Raw genomic sequence first — 16,083 nt, 5'->3', positions numbered from 1 at the left:
ATCAGCGCCGGGAGCCGTCGGGCCTGGGCGATGCGGGCGACTGCAGCGGCGCTTGGTACATCCGGGGCCGGTCGCCGCGCGGCGCGGGCCGCATCAGGGTCCCCAGCGTGGCGCCGGACGGCGCTGCCGGCCCGGCCCCCATGGCCCGCGTGTCCGGCTCCGATCCGGCCAGCACCACGCCCGGGCGCATGTCCGCCGGCCGGTCGTGCACCAGCGCGATGTCCTGGCCGACGACGGTGTAGGGCTGCCCCAGGGCGCGCGCGCTGCGCTCGTCGGTGAGCAGCGGCGGGCTGCCGTCGCTGACGGCGCGCAGGAAGGTCTGCGAGGGCGACTGCTGCTGGCAGTCGAGCGAATCGCCGAACACCAGGTGGCCGCCCGGGAAGGCGCGCGGCATCGTCTCGTGCAGCGGGCGGCTCATGTCCACGGGCGCTTGCTGCGCCTGGTAGACGATGCTGCCCCGGGCGTCGTAGACCGTGTAGCAGGCCAGGGCCGGGACGGCGGCGAATGCCGCGACGGCCCCCAGGACAACCGATCGAAGTTCCATCGCTCACCTCCCGCGATGCCGCCACCGGCACCTCGCGGCCCATGGTCCAGCCAGCCCAACGCTGAGCAAGCCAGCCAAAGCGACGACCCGCTGTCAGCGGGCGCTGGCAGCGGGTTGCGAGATGTTAGTCTTGTTGCTGACGGAACGCGACGCTAGTGCAGCAGCTTGACCCCGGTCTTGGCCTGCACCTGCTCGAAGCTCACGCCGGGCGCGAGCTCGACCACCTTCAGGCCCTCGGGCGTGACGTCCATCACCGCCAGGTCGGTGATGATGCGGTCGACCACGCCGACGCCGGTCAGGGGCAGGGTGCAGCTCGGCAGGATCTTGAGGTCCTCGCTGCCGTCCTTCTTCTTTGCGACGTGCTCCATCAGCACGATCACGCGCTTGACGCCGGCCACCAGGTCCATGGCGCCGCCCATGCCCTTGACCATCTTGCCGGGGATCATCCAGTTGGCCAGGTCGCCCTTCTCGCTGACCTGCATGGCGCCCAGGATGGACAGGTTGATCTTGCCGCCGCGGATCATCGCGAAGCTGTCGTGGCTGCCGAAGATGGACGAGCCCTTCAGCGTGGTGACGGTCTGCTTGCCGGCGTTGATCAGGTCGGCGTCGACCTCGTCCTCGGTCGGGAACGGGCCGATGCCCAGCATGCCGTTCTCCGACTGCAGCCACACCTCCTTGTCGCCGGTGAAGTTGGCCACCAAGGTCGGGATGCCGATGCCGAGGTTGACGTAGAAGCCGTCCTCGAGTTCCTGCGCCGCGCGCGCGGCCATCTGGTCTTGGGTCCAGGGCATGTTCTATCTCCTAGTCGGTCGGGGACAGGGCTGAAGATCTGTCCCCGAGGTCACTTCCATCACGCGGGCCGGGTGGTGCGCTTCTCGATGCGCTTCTCGGGGTTCGGGTTGTGCACGATGCGGTGCACGTAGATGCCGGGCAGGTGCACGTCGTCCGGGGCCAGCTCGCCCACCTCGACGACCTTTTCCACCTCGACGATGCAGACCTTGCCGGCCATCGCCACGGCCGGGTTGAAGTTGCGCGCCGTCAGGCGGAAGCGCAGGTTGCCGCTGGTGTCGGCCACGTCGGCCTTGACCAGGGCCACGTCGGGCACCAGCGAGCGCTCCATGACGTAGGTCTCGCCGTCGAACTCGCGCAGTTCCTTGCCTTCGGCCACGATGGTGCCCACGCCGGTCTTGGTGAAGAAGGCCGGGATGCCGGCGCCGCCGGCGCGCAGCTTCTCGGCCAGCGTGCCCTGGGGCGTGAATTCCAGCTCCAGTTCGCCGGCCAGGTACTGGCGCTCGAACTCCTTGTTCTCGCCCACGTAGCTGGAGATCATCTTGCGGATCTGGCGCGTCTCCAGCAGCTTGCCCAAGCCGAAGCCGTCGACGCCGGCGTTGTTGGAGATGACGGTGAGGTCCTTCACGCCGCTGTCGCGCAGGGCTTCGATCAGGGCTTCCGGGATGCCGCAAAGGCCGAAGCCGCCGACGGCCATCAGCTGGCCGCTGCGCACCACGCCGTCCAGGGCCGCGGCGGCGTTGGGATAGAGCTTGTTCACGAGGGTCTCCTGCTGCGGAAATCGCCCGGCTGGGCTGCGGGCGAACCGGGTTACGATACTACTTAGATTGCTACGTAGTATCTCGTAAAGGTCAACCCGGTATGGATGTCGATTATCGGCTTGCGTTCGACATGGCCCCGGTGGGGCTTTGCCTGTCGCGCAACCGCTCCATCGTCGACTGCAACCGGCACCTGTGCGAGATGTTCGGCTACTCGCGCGAGGTGCTGATCGGCCAGTCCTTCCTGACGCTGTACCCCAGCGCGGACGAATACGAGCGCCTGGGCGCGCGCATGGCGCCCATCCTGAATGCGAAAGGCCACTACTCGGACGACCGCATCATGAAGCGGGCCAGCGGCGAGGTGTTCTGGTGCCACGTCACCGGCCGCGCGCTCAACCGCGAGGCGCCGCACGCGGCCGGCATCTGGTCGTTCGAGGACCTGAGCGCGCAGCGGCCGGTCAAGGCCGAACTCACGGCGCGCGAGCGCGAGGTCGCGGCCCGCCTGCTGGACGGCATGACGTCCAAGGAAATCGGCAAGACGCTGGAGATCAGCCACCGCACGGTGGAGATCTACCGGGCGCGGTTGATGCGAAAGTACAAGGCCAACACCACCGCGGACCTGGTGCACAAGCTGACGGCGGGCCACTAGGCCCGAATTCAGGCGACCGCCGCCCGCTTCGCCCGCCAGGCCCCGGCGATGACGATCACCCCCGGAACCAGGATCATCGCCCAGATGATCTTGTCCAGGTGGGCCTTCACCCAGGGCAGCCCGCCCAGGAAGTAGCCGGCGGTGACGATGCCCATCACCCACAGCACGCCGCCGGCCACGTTGTAGGTGCTGAACTTGGTGCGCGTCATCGCGGCCACCCCGGCCACGAAGGGCGCGAAGGTGCGCAGGAAGGGCGCGAAGCGGGCCACGATGATGGTGATGCCGCCGTACTTCTCGTAGAAGGCATGGGCCTGGTCGAACGCAGCCTTGTTGAACCAGCGGGAGTGCTCCCAGCGGAACACCTTGGGCCCGAAGTAGCGCCCTATCGTGTAGTTGGACTGGTCGCCCAGGATGGCGGCGGCCAGCATCACGGCGCAGGTCGCCGTGTAGTCCATGAACCCGAGGCCGCACAGCGCGCCGGCCACGAACAGCAGCGAGTCGCCGGGCAGGAAGGGCATGACCACGACACCGGTCTCGACGAAGATGATCAGGAACAGCAGCGCATAGACCCACAGGCCGTAGGCGCGCACGAAGGCTTCGAGGTGCACGTCGACGTGCAGGATGAAGTCGACCAGGAAGGCCACGTATTCCATGGCGGCGATTATCGGCCCCGCACCTAGAATGCCCGCCGTGAACGCCGTGCTCCATTCGGACCATCGCCGGCCCATCCGGGAACTGCCCGACGAGCTGGTCAGCCAGATCGCCGCCGGCGAAGTCGTGGAGCGGCCCGCCTCGGTGGTGCGCGAGTTGGTCGACAACGCGCTGGACGCCGGCGCCACCCAGGTCACCGTGCGGCTGCTCGCCGGTGGCGTGCGCCTGGTGAGCGTGGAGGACGACGGCGGCGGCATCCCGCGGGAAGAGTTGCCGGTCGCGTTGCGCCGGCACGCCACCAGCAAGATCGGCAGCCTGGCCGACCTGGAGTCGGTGGGCACCATGGGTTTCCGCGGCGAGGCGCTGGCCGCAATCGCCTCCGTTTCCGAGTTGAGCCTGGTCTCGCGCTGCGCCGGGCAGGCCAACGCCTGGCTGCTGGACGCGCGCAGCGGCGAGCTGCGGCCCGCGGCCCGCGCCACCGGCACCACGGTGGAGGTCAAGGAGCTGTTCTTCAGCACGCCGGCGCGCCGCAAGTTCCTCAAGACCGACGCCACCGAGCTGGCCCACTGCATCGAGGCGGTGCGGCGGCACGCGCTGGCGCGGCCCGACGTCGGCTTCGCGATCTGGCACGAGGGCAAGCTGGTCGAGCAGTGGCGACCCGGCAGCCGCGAGCAGCGCCTGGCCGACGTGCTGGGCGAGGACTTCCTCGCCCGCAGCGTGGCGGTGGACCACGTGGCCGGGCCGATCCGCATCGCGGGCCGCGCCGGCATCCCCGACGCCGCGCGCTCGCGGGCCGACCAGCAGTACGCCTGGGTCAACGGCCGCTTCGTGCGCGACAAGGTGCTCACCCATGCGGCCCGCAGCGCCTACGAGGACGTGCTGCACGGCCACCGGCAGCCGGTCTATGCGCTGTACGTGGAGATCGACCCGGCGCGCGTCGACGTCAACGTGCACCCCACCAAGATCGAGGTGCGCTTCCGCGATGGCCGCGAGGTGCACCAGGCGGTGCGGCGGGCGGTCGAAGCGGCGCTCGCGGCACCGCGGGCCGCGCAGGCGGACGCCGTCGCCTCCGATGCGGGCGAGCTCGCGCCTGCAGCGGTGAGGCCCGCCGATGGGCCCTTGCCCGTCGGCACCCCGGCCTGGGCCCAGCCGCGATTCGACTTCGACCGCCCGGCCGGCCACCGCGTCTCGGACCTCTCGGCCTTGTGGGGCCCCGCGTCCGCTCCGGCCCCTGCCGCGACGCCCGCCGGGTCCGGCAGTACGGCCCCGATCGCCCCGGAGGCGCCGCCGCTCCATGCCGCTGGCGACGACTGGCCCCTGGGCCGCGCCCTTGCGCAGCTGCAGGGCATCTACATCCTGGCCGAGAACCGCCACGGCCTGGTGATCGTCGACATGCACGCGGCCCACGAGCGCATCGTCTACGAGCGCCTGAAGGCGCAGATGGGCGATGGCGAGGGTACGGCGCTGGCCAGCCAGCCGCTGCTGATCCCGGCCACCTTCGCCGCCACGCCGCAGGAAGTGGCCACGGCCGAATCGGCGGTGCAGGCCCTGCACACCCTGGGCCTGGAGATCACGCCCTTCTCGGCCAGGACGCTGGCGGTGCGGGCCGTGCCGACCACCCTCGCCCACGGCGACCCGGTCGAACTGGCGCGCTCGGTGCTCGCGGAGCTCGGCCAGCACGACTCCAGCACGGTGGTGCAGCGCGCACGCAACGAGCTGCTGGCTACCATGGCGTGCCACGGCGCGGTGCGCGCAAACCGACAGCTCACGCTGGAGGAAATGAACGCGCTGCTGCGGCAGATGGAAGCCACCGAACGCTCCGACCAGTGCAACCACGGGCGACCGACCTGGCGCCAGCTGTCGCTGCGGGAGCTCGATTCGCTGTTCCTGCGGGGACGATGAAGGGAACTTCCGCCGCGCCACGGGACTCCAGCCCATCCTCATGACGCGCCGACTGCTCGCCTTCCTTTCCGTCCTGATGGCCATCGTGCTGTCGGTGGGCTGTTCCACCCTCGACGAAAAGCAGCGCGAATGGATCTTCCAGCCCAGCGACCGCGCCTGGGGCGGCAGCGCCAGCTACGCGGAGGGCATGGACCACGTCTGGATCGAGTTCCCCTCCAGCGTCACGGGAGAGAACGCCAAGCTTCATGCCCTGTGGATCGAGGCCGAGGACGCCAGGCCGGACACCCCCGTGCTGCTGTACCTGCACGGCGCGCGCTGGAACGTGGAGGGCTCGGCCGGCCGCATGCGGCGCATGCGCGACATGGGCTTCTCCGTGCTGGCCATCGACTACCGGGGCTTCGGCAAGAGCACCAGCGGCCTGCCTTCGGAAGAGAAGGCCTACGAGGATGCGCGCGCCGCCTGGGAATGGCTGGCCGCCCGCTACCCGGACCGCCCGCGCTACGTGTTCGGCCATTCGCTGGGCGGCGCCATCGCCATCGACCTGGCCGCGCGCGTGCCGGACGAGCAGGGCACCATCGTCGAGGGCACCTTCACCTCGATCCCGGACGTGGCCAGCACCTTCAAGTGGGGCTGGCTGCCGATCGGGCCGCTGATCACGCAGCGCTTCGAGTCCATCGCCAAGGTCGGCCGGATCGGCTCGCCGCTGCTGGTGGTGCACGGCGACAGCGACCACCTGATCCGTTCCGAGCTCGGCCAGCGCCTCTACGACGCCGCCAAGGGCCGCAAGCTGTTCCTGCTGGTCGAGGGCGGCTCGCACCACAGCTCCATGGTGGTCGGCCAGGCCCGCTACCAGGAAGCGATCCGGCAGCTGTTCGACTGGCACTGAGGCCGGCGCGGCGCGGCGGGGCGTTCTGCTAGTCTCGCCGCCGATGCAGCCCGCCCCCCGCCTGCTGGCCCTTGCCGGCCCCACCGCCTCGGGCAAGACGGATGCGGCCCTGGCGCTGGCCGCCGCCTTTCCCTGCGAGATCGTCAGCGTCGACTCGGCGCTGGTCTATCGCGGCATGGACATCGGCACGGCCAAGCCCAGCCGCGAGCAGCGCGAGGCCGTCCCGCACCACCTGATCGACATCCGCGACCCGGCCCAGCCGTACAGCGCCGCGGAGTTCGCAGCCGACGCGAAGCGCCTGGCCGGCGAGATCCACGCGCGCGGCCGCATCGTGCTGCTGGTGGGCGGCACCATGCTGTATTTCAAGGCCCTCTTCGAAGGGCTGGACGCCATGCCGCCGGCCGATCCGGCGGTGCGCGCGGCGATCGAGGCCGAGGCGGCGCAGCACGGCTGGCCCGCCCTGCATGCACAGCTGGCGCAGGTGGATCCGGCGACCGCCGCCCGGCTCGCGCCCAACGACGCCCAGCGCATCCAGCGCGCGCTGGAGGTGTGGCGCAGCTCGGGGCGGCCCCTCAGCGATTTCCATGGCAGCGCGCGCAGCGGCGGGTTGCAACCGATGGCGCTGCTCTCGCTGGAGCCTCGCGAGCGGGCCTGGCTGCACGAGCGCATCGCGCGGCGCTTCGACGCCATGCTGGCGCAGGGCTTCCTCGACGAGGTGCGCTCGCTGCGCGCCCGCGGCGACCTGCACGCCAACCTGCCGAGCATGCGCTCGGTCGGCTACCGGCAGGCCTGGCAGGCGCTGGACGAAGGCTGGCCGGCGGCCGAACTGCGCGAGCGCGGCATCTTCGCCACCCGCCAGCTGGCCAAGCGGCAGCTCACCTGGCTGCGATCCATGCAGCGGCGCGTGATCGCCTGCGACGCACCCGACGCGCAGGCGCAGGTGCTGCAGGCCGCCCGGGAGGCCCTGTCTTGAGCGCGCCGGTGGTGGCCGTGCACGACCTCGGCAAGCGCTACGGCAGCGTCGACGTGTTCCGGCACGTCTCGCTGCAGGTCGGGCGCGGCGAGTTCGTCGCCATCGTCGGCGAGTCGGGGGTGGGCAAATCCACCCTGCTCAACTGCCTGGCGGGACTGGACCACTGGGACGAGGGGCGTATCGTGCTCGATGGCCACGACCTCGGCACGCTGGACGAATCGCAGCGCGCGCGGCTGCGGCGCAGCCACGTGGGCTTCGTGTTCCAGGCCTTCCACGTGCTGCCGCACCTGGACGTGGCGCAGAACGTGGCCCTGCCCCTGATGCTGCTGGACCGGCCCGACCCGCAGCGGGTCGAGGCCATGCTGCAGGCGGTGGGACTGGGTGGCCTCGGCGACCGGCTGCCCCAGCAGCTCAGTGGCGGCCAGTTGCAGCGGGTGGCGATCGCCCGCGCGCTGGTGCATGCGCCGCCGCTGCTGCTGGCCGACGAACCCACCGGCAACCTGGACCCGAAGACCGCCGAACAGGTAATGGACCAGTTGATCGCGCAGACGCGGTCCGAACAGGCGGCCCTGCTGCTGGTGACTCACTCGGCCACGGCGGCGGCGCGCGCCGACCGGGTGCTGCACCTGCGGGCGGATGGCATGGCGTGAGGGGTGCGGCGATGGCCGCAGCGGCGAGGCAGGCTTAGCGCCTGCGGACCGCGGTCTTGCGCACGGCGGCCGGCCTGGGCGCCGCCTCGTGCTGCTCCATGAACTCCCGCACCAGGCGGCGCATGACCTGCGAAGGCGTCATGTCCTGCGAATAGCACAGCTTCTCGAACGCAGCCTTCCGGGCGGGGTCGATCAGAACGGTGAGCCGGGCGGTCTTGTTCTCCATGGAAGGACACGGTGCGCAAGTGCCGGGGAATTGTAAACACGCAGGCGGCGAGCCATGGGGCCGCCCGTCGGGGCGTCTGCTGGCGGTACGGGTTTTCCGGCCGGCATCGGCAGGCCCGGCCGCCCGCGGACAGGCCGCTGCGCACGCCGGGCAGGGTGCCGCGGACTGCGGGGCTGTCGCGCGGTTTTCCTACAGGCTCCCGGGCCCGGGAATTCCAAGATCGGGCATCCCAACCAGGAGACCTCCCATGCCCAGCACCCGTGCCGGAAAAGACGCCTGCGACCTGCTCGACGCGGACCATCGCGCCGTCAAGAAGATGTTCAAGGAATACGAGGAGCTGGCCGGCTCGCGCGCCCGCAACGTGGCGCAGAAGAAGCTCGAGCTGGCGCACCACATCTGCATGGAGCTGACCGTGCACGCGCAGATCGAGGAGGAGATCTTCTATCCGGCCCTGCGCGCGGCGATCAAGGAAACCGACCTGCTGGACGAGGCGGCGGTCGAGCACCAGAGCGCCAAGGACCTGATCGCCCAGATCCAGCAGATGCCGCAGGCGGACGACAAGTTCGACGCCACGGTCAAGGTGCTGGGCGAGTACATCGACCACCACGTCAAGGAAGAGAAGAACCAGATCTTCCCCAAGGCCCGCGCGGCCCGCAAGCTGGACCTGGTGGCCATGCGCGAGGAACTGGAGGAGCGCAAGGAAGAACTGATGTCGGAGATGGGCGCGACGGCCTAGGCGCCCTGGCCCGGGGCGCCACAATCGCCCCATGTGGGCCCTGCTGCGCACCTACTCCTGGCAGGAGTTGCGCCACCATCCCTGGCGCAGCATCACGGCCGTCGGCGCCGTGATGCTGGGGGTGGCGCTGGCCCTCGCCGTCCACCTGATCAACGCCTCCGCGCTGAGCGAGTTCTCGGCCGCGGTGCGCTCGGTCAACGGCCAACCCGACCTGGAACTGCGCGGCGCCCACGGCAGCTTCGACGAAAAGCTGTTCGCGCGCGTGGCCACCGACCCGCAGGTGGCCATCGCCAGCCCGGTGCTGGAGCTGGCCACCCACGCGGTGGGTGCCGATGGGCGCCGGGTGCCGCTGCGCGTGGTCGGCGCCGATGCGCTGGTCGCGGCCACGCTCGCCCCGGCGCTGATGCCGGCCCTTGCCCAGGGTGCCGATCGCCTGTCGCTGTTCGCGCCTGCAACCGTCTTCCTCAACCCCGCGGCCCGCGAGCAACTGGGTGACGGCCCGCTGCGGCTGCAGGCCGGCCTGCAGTTGCTCGAGGTGGACGTGGCCGGCAGCGTCGCCGCCGCCGGGGCCCCGCTGGCGGTGATGGACATTGCCGCGGCGCAGGACCTGTTCGGACGCGCCGGCGAACTCTCGCGCATCGACGTGCAGCTACGCGCCGGCGTGGACCGGCAGGACTGGCTGCGGCGCCTGGCCCTGCCCGCCGGCGTGGTCGCGGCCGAGCCCGGCGACTCGACCGAGCGCGTGAGCAACCTCTCGCGTGCCTACCGCGTCAACCTGACCGTGCTGGCGCTGGTGGCGCTGTTCACCGGGGCCTTCCTGGTGTTCTCGGTGCTGGCGCTCAGCGTCGCCCAGCGCTCGCAGCAGTTCGCCCTGCTGGGCGTGCTCGGGCTGGATGCCGGCCAGCGGCAAGGCCTGGTCCTGGCCGAATCGGCGCTGCTGGGCGCAGTCGGCAGCACCGCCGGCGTGGCGCTGGGCACCGCGCTGGCCGCGCTTGCCCTGCGCCTGCTGGGCGGTGACCTGGGTGGCGGCTACTTCGAAGGCGTCGCGCCACGTTTGCAATGGAGCGCGCCGGCAGCGCTGGGCTACGGCCTGCTGGGCGTGGTGGCCGCCATGGCCGGCGGCTGGTTCCCGGCCCGCGATGCGCAGCGGCTGCCGCTGGCGCAGGCGCTCAAGGGCCTGCGGGCCCGGGCCAACGGCCTGCGGCGCCGCTGGCCCGGTCCGGCCCTGCTGGCTGCGGCCGTGGCGCTGGCGCTGCTGCCGCCGGTGGCGGGCCTGCCCCTGGCCGCCTATTTTTCCGTCGGCCTGCTGCTGGTCGGCGGCATCGCGACGCTGCCGCCCCTGGTGGGCCTGCTGTACGACCGCATCGCGCCGCGCGTCGCCCACCGCGTGCTGCCGCTGCTGGCGGTCGAGCGCGCCCGGCGCGTGCGCGAGACCGCCGCCGTCGCCGTCAGCGGCGTGGTGGCGGCGCTCAGCCTGGCGGTGGCGCTGACGGTGATGGTGGCGAGCTTCCGCGACTCGGTGGCGCGCTGGCTGGACGTGCTGCTGCCGGCCGACCTGTACGTGCGCACGGCCAGCAGCAGTTCGGCCGGGGACACGGCCTTTCTTTCGCCGGCCCTCGTGGACACCGCCGCCCGCATGCCGGGAGTCGAACGGGTCGCGACCCAGCGCGTGCGCCAGCTGCTGCCCGACCCGACGCGCCCGGCGATCGCCCTGCTGGCCCGACCCATCGGCGATCCGGCCAGCGAGCTGCCGCTGGTGGGCGCGCCGGCCGCGGTGCCGCCGGGCCGGATCCCGGTGTACGTGAGCGAGGCCATGCGGGACCTGTATGGCGCGCGCGTGGGCCAGCCCCTGCCGCTGCTCGACGGCGCGCTCGGCCTGCCGTCGGACGGTGAAGCCAGCCGCTTCACCGTCGCCGGCATCTGGCGCGACTACGTGCGCCAGAACGGCGCCGTGCTGCTGCGCCAGGCCGACTACAGCCGGCTCACCGACGATGCGCGCGTGAACGACCTGCAGGTCTGGCTGGCGCCCGGCGCCGATGCGGCGCAGGTCCAGCAGGCCTTGCGCGAGCGGGCCGGCAGCGCCGGCTCGCTGCTGGAATTCGCGTCGGCGCGCGAGATCCGCGCCACCTCGCTGCGCATCTTCGACCGCAGCTTCGCCGTCACCTACTGGCTGCAGGCGGTGGCGATCGCCATCGGCCTGTTCGGCGTGGCGGCCAGCTTCAGCGCCCAGGTGCTGGCGCGGCGCAAGGAGTTCGGCCTGCTGGCGCACCTGGGCCTGACGCGCCGGCAGATCCTGGCCGTGGTGGCCGGCGAAGGCGCGGCCTGGACGCTGATCGGCTCGGCCGCCGGACTGGCGCTCGGGCTGGCGGTTTCGGTGGTGCTGGTGCACGTCGTCAACCCGCAGAGCTTCCACTGGACCATGGACCTGCTGGTGCCCTGGCTGCGGCTGCTCGCGCTGTGCGCCGCGGTGGTTGCGGCCGGCACACTCACGGCCTGGGCCGCCGGCCGGGCGGCGGCCAGCCGCGATGCGGTGCTCGCAGTGAAGGAGGACTGGTGATGCGGCGGCGCGACCTGCTGGCCGCCGCGCCTGCCCTGCTGGCGCTGCCCGCGCACGCCCTGCCCGCGCGCAGCCTGCGCTTCCCGCGCGACCACGGCGCCCACCCCGAACTGCGCACCGAGTGGTGGTACATCACCGGCGCGGTGGACGCCGGCGGGCGCCTGTTCGGCTTCCAGCTCACCTTCTTCCGCTCGCGCGTGGACGCCACCCAGGACATGGCCTCGGCCTTCGCCGCGAAGCAACTGGTCTTCGCGCACGCGGCGGTCACCGACGTGCAGGGCCGGCGGCTGCACCACGACCAGCGGATCGCCCGCGCCGGCTTCGGCGTGGCCGGGGCCGAGACCGAGGACACGCGGGTGCGGCTGCGTGACTGGCAGCTGGCGCGCGGCGAGGACGGCGTGTACCAGGCGCGGCTGCCGGCGCGCGACTTCACTTTGGAGCTGCGCATCGCGCCGACCCAGCCGCCGCTGCTGCAAGGGAGCGAGGGCCTGTCGCGCAAGGGCCCGGACCCTTCGCAGGCCAGCTATTACTACAGCCTGCCGCAGCTGGCCGCCACCGGCGCGATCACGCTGGAGGGCCGCCGCTTCGAGGTGCAGGGCAAGGCCTGGCTGGACCACGAGTGGAGCGAGGCGCTCATGCATCCGCAGGCCGTCGGCTGGGACTGGATCGGCATGAACCTGGATGACGGCAGCGCCCTCACGGCCTTCCAGCTGCGCCGCGCGGACGGTTCGCCGCTGTGGGACGGCGGCTCCTTCCGCCGAGCCGGCGGCGCCGCGGCCATCGCGGGCCAGGGCCAGACCCGCTTCAGCGCGCAGCGGCGCTGGACCAGCCCGCTGACCGGCGCCTCGTACCCGGTGGAGTGGGAAGTCGAGACCCCCGCCGGCCGTTACGTCGTGCGCGCGCTGCTGGACGACCAGGAGCTGGACAGCCGGGCTTCGACCGGTGCGGTGTACTGGGAAGGCCTGTCGGACCTGCTCGACGGCCAGGGCCGCCGCGTGGGCCGCGGCTACCTGGAGATGACCGGCTACGCGCAGCGGCTGCGCATCTAGCCGGGCCAGCCCGGTTCGAGCAGCGACTCCACGTCGGCGTGGAAGCGCGCCGAGCACCACTCGTTGCGGCCGAACAGCAGTTCCCGCCTGGCGCCGCCGGCCAGGGTGGACTGCTGCGACACGCCGAGCGCGAAATCCTCGTCCAGCGCGCCCCAGAACGATTCCACGTTCTTGCGCCAGTACTCGCGCGAGCGGTCGGTCTGCGGCAGTTCCGGGATCAGCGTGGTGCCCAGCACGCGCGAGCGGTCGACCGCCTCCGGCAGCACCGTGAAGGCATTGGCGTGGTCGCCCTCGTGCAGAATGAAGGTGGCCGGGAAGAAGCAGTAGATGATGTTGGCGTGCGGCCCGATGCGCCAGTCGGATTCGGGCTGCTGGCGCAGCATGGGCATGCTGCGCTTGGGCAACACGATGCGGTGGTGCCGGCCGTCGTGGTCGGCCATCAGCAGGTTGTCGAAGAACAGCCCGGCGATCGTGTTGCGGTGCGCGTACTGGAAGTGGTAGGTCTCGAGGTTGCCCTCGAACGGGATCTTCCAGTTCGCCGCGTTGGCGAACTCGCGCTGGTGGAACGGCTGCCAGCCGTCGTAGCCCCAGTTGCGCAGGTCCTCGCCGAAGCGGCCCAGGTAGCCGCGCAGGTCCAGCTGCACGTCCTCGCCCGGGTGCGCGCCGCGCGGGATCACCCACGCGAAGCCCAGCGCCTCGCCGGCCGGCACCGGCGCCAGCGAGCACTGCGACGCCGGCGCGTGCGGGAAGTCGGCTTCGTGCGGCCGGCCGCGCAAGGCGCCGTCCAGCCCGTAGGTCCAGCTGTGGTACGGGCAGGTGAAGGCGCGCTGGCTGGCTGCGCCGGGCGCCTGCAGCCGCGCGCCACGGTGGCGGCAGGCGTTGAGGAAGGCGCGCAGCTCGCCGCGGGCGCCGCGCACCAGCAGCAGGGGCGTGCCGGCGACGTCGATGGCGAACGAATCGCCGGGCCGGGCGAGCGAAGCCGAGGGACACACGGCCAGCGGAAAGCGCCGGATGACGCCATCGAGCTCGCGCTGGAAGCGCGTGGGGTCCAGGTAGCGTTCGACCGGGCTGCGCGAAGGTTCGCCGCTTTCGCTGCCGCCGCCTTCGACCAGCGCCAGGGCGCGGCGGATCAGGGCCACTTGTTCCTCGAGCTGCACGCGGCGACTCTAGGTCGCCGCGGCGGCGCCCCGGACGGGGCCAAACCCCTATGGACCGGGCCGGACCAGCGCCTCCTCGTTCTGCGCCAGCACCGTCTCGCGCAGCGCCTGCGCCTTGGCGGGATCGAAGGGACCCTGCGCACGCGCCAGCACGTTGCCCTCGCGGTCGACCACCAGCACGCTGGCGCGGTCGGGATCGGACAGGCCGGCCTCGCGCACGAAGGCGGCGCGATCGGTGAACAGCGGCACCAGCCGCGCGCGCTCGGCCAGCCGCGGCCAGCGCTCGCGCAGCCGGCGCTCGATGTCGCGCCGTGCAGCCTCGTCGCCGGGGTCCTGCACCACCGGCAGCTTGACCCAGGCGATGCGGAATTCGCGCTGCAGCTGCAGGCCGTCGATCCAGCCCTGGATTTCCTCGCGCGGGCTGCCTTCGAAGGCCACCAGCGCCAGCACCCGGGCCGGCAAGGGCTCCGGCGGAAGGGCCTGCTGCGTTTCGGCCAGCCGCTGCGTGGCGGCGCTGGGCAGTTTGCCGAGCACCAGCCGCTCGTACGGTGCGTAGAACGCCAGCGCCACCGCGGCTGCGGCAGCGCCCATCCACCCGAGCAACGGCGCCCATCGGGTCGACGACATGGATGCACTCCCTGAAGACGAGCCCAGTGTGGCAGGCCCTGCGGCAGCCGTGTCCTTCAGCTTTGTAAGAGCCATGCCGGGAAGCGACCGGGGACCCGCCATCCCGGCCTGCCCACTGCTGACTACACTCGACGGACGATGGCCGACGCCGCTCCCGCCCGGGGCTCGCCCCGCTCGCTCTCGGGCCTGCTGCCCTTCCTGCGGCCGTACCTCGGGCGCATGGTGCTGGCGGCGCTGTTCCTCGGCCTGGCCGCCGCGGCGACGCTGCTGTTCCCGGTCGCGCTGCGCGGCCTGATCGACGAGGGCCTGGCCGGCGCCGGCCACGGCGAGCGGCTGGTCGCGCTGCGCGAACACTTCCTGCTGCTGTTCGCCGTGGCCGTCGCGCTCGGCCTGTTCTCGGCGGCGCGCTTCTACATGGTCAGCTGGCTGGGCGAACGGGTCACCGCCGACCTGCGCAATGCCGTGTACGCGCACGTGCTGCGCCAGAGCCCGGAGTTCTTCGAGCACACGCGCACCGGCGAGGTCCTGTCGCGCCTGACCACCGACACCACGCTGGTGCAGACGGTGGTCGGCTCCTCCTTCTCGCTCGGGCTGCGCAACGTCGTGATGGGGCTGGGCGCGCTGGGCATGCTGGTCTACACACATCCCTACGTGATGTCGCTGGTGTTCGCCGCGGTGCTGCTGGTGGTGCTGCCGGCCATGGCCTTCGGCCGCCGCGTGCGGCGGTTGTCGCGCGCCAGCCAGGACCGGGTGGCCGACTCCAGCGCCATCGCCGCCGAGGTGCTGAACGCCATCCCCGTGGTGCAGAGCTACACCGGCGAGGCGCGCGAATCGGCCCGCTTCACCGAGGCCACCGACAACGCCTTCCACACCGGCGTGCGGCGCACCCGGGCGCGGGCGGCGCTGGTGGCCTTCATCATCATCGCCAACGCGGGGCTGTTGCTGTGGGGCCTGTACCGCGGCGCGCAGGCCGTGATGGCCGGCGAGCTCAGCGCCGGCCAGCTCGGGCAGGCGGCGCTGTACGTGATCATCTTCGCCGGCGCCGTGGCGGTGCTGGGCGAGGTGTACGGCGACCTGCTGCGTGCGGCCGGTGCCACCGAGCGGCTGATGGAGCTGCTGGCCACGCGCTCGCCGGTGGCCTCGCCGCCGCATCCGGTGCAGGCGCCCCCCTCGGCCGGCGGCGGCCGGGTCGCCTTCGAGGGCGTGTCCTTCCACTACCCGTCCCGGCCGGCCACCGCGGCGCTGCAGGACTTCACGCTGCAAGTCCCGCCCGGCGAGACCGTCGCCCTGGTGGGGCCCAGCGGCGCCGGCAAGAGCACGGTGTTCTCACTGCTGCTGCGCTTCTACGACCCGGCGCAGGGCCGCATCACGGTCGATGGCGTGGCCATCCGCGACCTGTCGCTGGAGGAGCTGCGCGGGCGCATCGGGCTGGTGGCGCAGGAGCCGGTGGTGTTTTCCACCAGCGCGCTGGAGAACATCCGCTACGGGCGGCCAGGCGCCAGTGACGAGGAGGTGATGGAAGCGGCGCGCGCCGCCTACGCGCACGAGTTCATCCTGGCGCTGCCGCAGGGCTATGACACCTACCTGGGCGAGCGCGGCGTCCGCCTCTCGGGCGGCCAGCGGCAGCGCATCGCGATCGCCCGCGCCATCCTCAAGAACCCGCCGCTGTTGCTGCTGGACGAAGCCACCAGCGCACTCGACGCCGAGAGCGAGCGCATGGTGCAGGCCGCGCTGGTGCGCGCCATGCGCGACCGCACGACGCTGGTGATCGCGCACCGGCTGGCGACCGTCCAGCAGGCCGACCGCATCGTGGTGCTGGACCACGGACGGATCGTGGAACAGGGCCGCCACGAGGACCTGGTCGCGGCCGGCGGCGTGTACGCGCGGCTGGCGGCGCTGCAGCTGCTGGATTGAGGTGCCTGAGGGGCG

General features: G+C 72.0%; 16 protein-coding genes. 9 read left to right on the top strand and 7 right to left on the bottom strand.

The genetic code is table 11. The features are described 5' to 3' along the window. Position 1: 1 nt before the first annotated feature. The 3 genes from VEC03_RS12805 to VEC03_RS12795 all read right to left on the bottom strand — a co-directional run bounded on the left by VEC03_RS12805 (position 2) and on the right by VEC03_RS12795 (position 2,093). The gene (locus VEC03_RS12805) at positions 2–544 is read right to left on the bottom strand and encodes a hypothetical protein (protein WP_324915779.1); all 543 of its coding nucleotides are present in this window, start codon (positions 542–544) and stop codon (positions 2–4) included. A gap of 152 nt (positions 545–696) precedes the next feature. Continuing rightward, positions 697–1,335 (bottom strand): 3-oxoacid CoA-transferase subunit B, encoded by a 639-nt coding sequence (locus VEC03_RS12800; RefSeq protein ID WP_324915777.1) that lies wholly within the window; start codon positions 1,333–1,335, stop codon positions 697–699. Positions 1,336–1,394: 59 nt separating this feature from the next. Beyond that, positions 1,395–2,093 carry a CoA transferase subunit A gene (locus VEC03_RS12795; RefSeq protein ID WP_324915775.1) on the bottom strand — a complete coding sequence of 233 codons (699 nt, stop codon included), beginning with the start codon at positions 2,091–2,093 and terminating at the stop codon, positions 1,395–1,397. Between the two features lie 101 nt (positions 2,094–2,194). On the opposite strand from VEC03_RS12795, the gene VEC03_RS12790 reads away from it, so the two are divergent. Next, entirely contained in the window at positions 2,195–2,740 is a 546-nt protein-coding gene (locus tag VEC03_RS12790) for a PAS and helix-turn-helix domain-containing protein (protein WP_324915773.1), read from the top strand. 8 nt (positions 2,741–2,748) lie between these two features. On the opposite strand, the gene VEC03_RS12785 is transcribed toward VEC03_RS12790, so the two are convergent. Next, on the bottom strand, positions 2,749–3,393 hold the full coding sequence (locus VEC03_RS12785; RefSeq protein ID WP_324915771.1) for a DedA family protein: 645 nt from the start codon (positions 3,391–3,393) through the stop codon (positions 2,749–2,751). Positions 3,394–3,421: 28 nt separating this feature from the next. Here VEC03_RS12785 and mutL point away from each other — a divergent pair, with 28 nt between their 5' ends. Genes mutL through VEC03_RS12765 form a run of 4 tightly spaced genes read left to right on the top strand, consistent with a single transcriptional unit; the run spans position 3,422 to position 7,802 of the window. After that, a complete protein-coding gene (mutL, locus tag VEC03_RS12780; RefSeq protein ID WP_324915769.1) occupies positions 3,422–5,293 on the top strand; it encodes a DNA mismatch repair endonuclease MutL in 1,872 nt (623 codons plus the stop codon). A gap of 40 nt (positions 5,294–5,333) precedes the next feature. Then, a complete protein-coding gene (locus VEC03_RS12775; protein ID WP_324915767.1) occupies positions 5,334–6,179 on the top strand; it encodes an alpha/beta hydrolase in 846 nt (281 codons plus the stop codon). A 43-nt stretch (positions 6,180–6,222) separates the two neighbouring features. Continuing rightward, entirely contained in the window at positions 6,223–7,152 is a 930-nt protein-coding gene (miaA, locus tag VEC03_RS12770) for a tRNA (adenosine(37)-N6)-dimethylallyltransferase MiaA (RefSeq protein ID WP_324915765.1), read from the top strand. After that, positions 7,149–7,802, top strand: a complete 654-nt coding sequence (locus tag VEC03_RS12765; protein ID WP_324915763.1) for an ABC transporter ATP-binding protein — start codon at positions 7,149–7,151, stop codon at positions 7,800–7,802. The genes miaA and VEC03_RS12765 overlap by 4 nt, the downstream gene beginning before the upstream one ends. A 34-nt stretch (positions 7,803–7,836) precedes the next feature. Here the strand turns inward: VEC03_RS12765 and VEC03_RS12760 are convergent, their stop codons facing one another. Next, positions 7,837–8,028 (bottom strand): CopG family transcriptional regulator, encoded by a 192-nt coding sequence (locus VEC03_RS12760; protein ID WP_324915761.1) that lies wholly within the window; start codon positions 8,026–8,028, stop codon positions 7,837–7,839. A gap of 247 nt (positions 8,029–8,275) precedes the next feature. Between VEC03_RS12760 and VEC03_RS12755 the strand changes: the two genes are divergently transcribed. Genes VEC03_RS12755 through VEC03_RS12745 form a run of 3 tightly spaced genes read left to right on the top strand, consistent with a single transcriptional unit; the run spans position 8,276 to position 12,370 of the window. Next, positions 8,276–8,764 carry a hemerythrin domain-containing protein gene (locus tag VEC03_RS12755; RefSeq protein ID WP_324915759.1) on the top strand — a complete coding sequence of 163 codons (489 nt, stop codon included), beginning with the start codon at positions 8,276–8,278 and terminating at the stop codon, positions 8,762–8,764. 31 nt (positions 8,765–8,795) lie between these two features. Continuing rightward, positions 8,796–11,321: an ABC transporter permease gene (locus VEC03_RS12750; RefSeq protein ID WP_324915758.1), complete on the top strand. Its 2,526-nt coding sequence runs from the start codon at positions 8,796–8,798 to the stop codon at positions 11,319–11,321. Beyond that, positions 11,321–12,370 carry a carotenoid 1,2-hydratase gene (locus VEC03_RS12745; protein ID WP_324915756.1) on the top strand — a complete coding sequence of 350 codons (1,050 nt, stop codon included), beginning with the start codon at positions 11,321–11,323 and terminating at the stop codon, positions 12,368–12,370. The genes VEC03_RS12750 and VEC03_RS12745 overlap by 1 nt, the downstream gene beginning before the upstream one ends. Here VEC03_RS12745 and VEC03_RS12740 read toward each other — a convergent pair. Next, complete coding sequence (locus VEC03_RS12740) at positions 12,367–13,527, bottom strand: aromatic ring-hydroxylating dioxygenase subunit alpha (protein ID WP_324915754.1); 1,161 nt, start codon at positions 13,525–13,527, stop codon at positions 12,367–12,369. The genes VEC03_RS12745 and VEC03_RS12740 overlap by 4 nt on opposite strands. 48 nt (positions 13,528–13,575) lie before the next feature. Beyond that, positions 13,576–14,154 (bottom strand): hypothetical protein, encoded by a 579-nt coding sequence (locus tag VEC03_RS12735; RefSeq protein WP_324915752.1) that lies wholly within the window; start codon positions 14,152–14,154, stop codon positions 13,576–13,578. A 138-nt stretch (positions 14,155–14,292) separates the two neighbouring features. Here VEC03_RS12735 and VEC03_RS12730 point away from each other — a divergent pair, with 138 nt between their 5' ends. After that, a complete protein-coding gene (locus VEC03_RS12730; protein WP_324915750.1) occupies positions 14,293–16,068 on the top strand; it encodes an ABC transporter transmembrane domain-containing protein in 1,776 nt (591 codons plus the stop codon). Positions 16,069–16,083: the final 15 nt, after the last annotated feature.

Source organism: Ramlibacter sp., from assembly GCF_035627355.1.
GTDB lineage: Bacteria > Pseudomonadota > Gammaproteobacteria > Burkholderiales > Burkholderiaceae_C > Ramlibacter.
This window is presented reverse-complemented; position numbering and strand designations above follow the sequence as displayed.

What these genes read in the sequence shown, in the direction of transcription:
- VEC03_RS12805 (WP_324915779.1), bottom strand. Translation starts at nt 544, where the DNA reads ATGGAACTTCGATCGGTTGTCCTGGGGGCCGTCGCGGCATTCGCCGCC.
- VEC03_RS12800 (WP_324915777.1), bottom strand. Translation starts at nt 1,335, where the DNA reads ATGCCCTGGACCCAAGACCAGATGGCCGCGCGCGCGGCGCAGGAACTC.
- VEC03_RS12790 (WP_324915773.1), top strand. Translation starts at nt 2,195, where the DNA reads ATGGATGTCGATTATCGGCTTGCGTTCGACATGGCCCCGGTGGGGCTT.
- VEC03_RS12785 (WP_324915771.1), bottom strand. Translation starts at nt 3,393, where the DNA reads ATGGAATACGTGGCCTTCCTGGTCGACTTCATCCTGCACGTCGACGTG.
- mutL (WP_324915769.1), top strand. Translation starts at nt 3,422, where the DNA reads ATGCCCGCCGTGAACGCCGTGCTCCATTCGGACCATCGCCGGCCCATC.
- VEC03_RS12775 (WP_324915767.1), top strand. Translation starts at nt 5,334, where the DNA reads ATGACGCGCCGACTGCTCGCCTTCCTTTCCGTCCTGATGGCCATCGTG.
- miaA (WP_324915765.1), top strand. Translation starts at nt 6,223, where the DNA reads ATGCAGCCCGCCCCCCGCCTGCTGGCCCTTGCCGGCCCCACCGCCTCG.
- VEC03_RS12760 (WP_324915761.1), bottom strand. Translation starts at nt 8,028, where the DNA reads ATGGAGAACAAGACCGCCCGGCTCACCGTTCTGATCGACCCCGCCCGG.
- VEC03_RS12755 (WP_324915759.1), top strand. Translation starts at nt 8,276, where the DNA reads ATGCCCAGCACCCGTGCCGGAAAAGACGCCTGCGACCTGCTCGACGCG.
- VEC03_RS12750 (WP_324915758.1), top strand. Translation starts at nt 8,796, where the DNA reads ATGTGGGCCCTGCTGCGCACCTACTCCTGGCAGGAGTTGCGCCACCAT.
- VEC03_RS12745 (WP_324915756.1), top strand. Translation starts at nt 11,321, where the DNA reads ATGCGGCGGCGCGACCTGCTGGCCGCCGCGCCTGCCCTGCTGGCGCTG.
- VEC03_RS12735 (WP_324915752.1), bottom strand. Translation starts at nt 14,154, where the DNA reads ATGTCGTCGACCCGATGGGCGCCGTTGCTCGGGTGGATGGGCGCTGCC.
- VEC03_RS12730 (WP_324915750.1), top strand. Translation starts at nt 14,293, where the DNA reads ATGGCCGACGCCGCTCCCGCCCGGGGCTCGCCCCGCTCGCTCTCGGGC.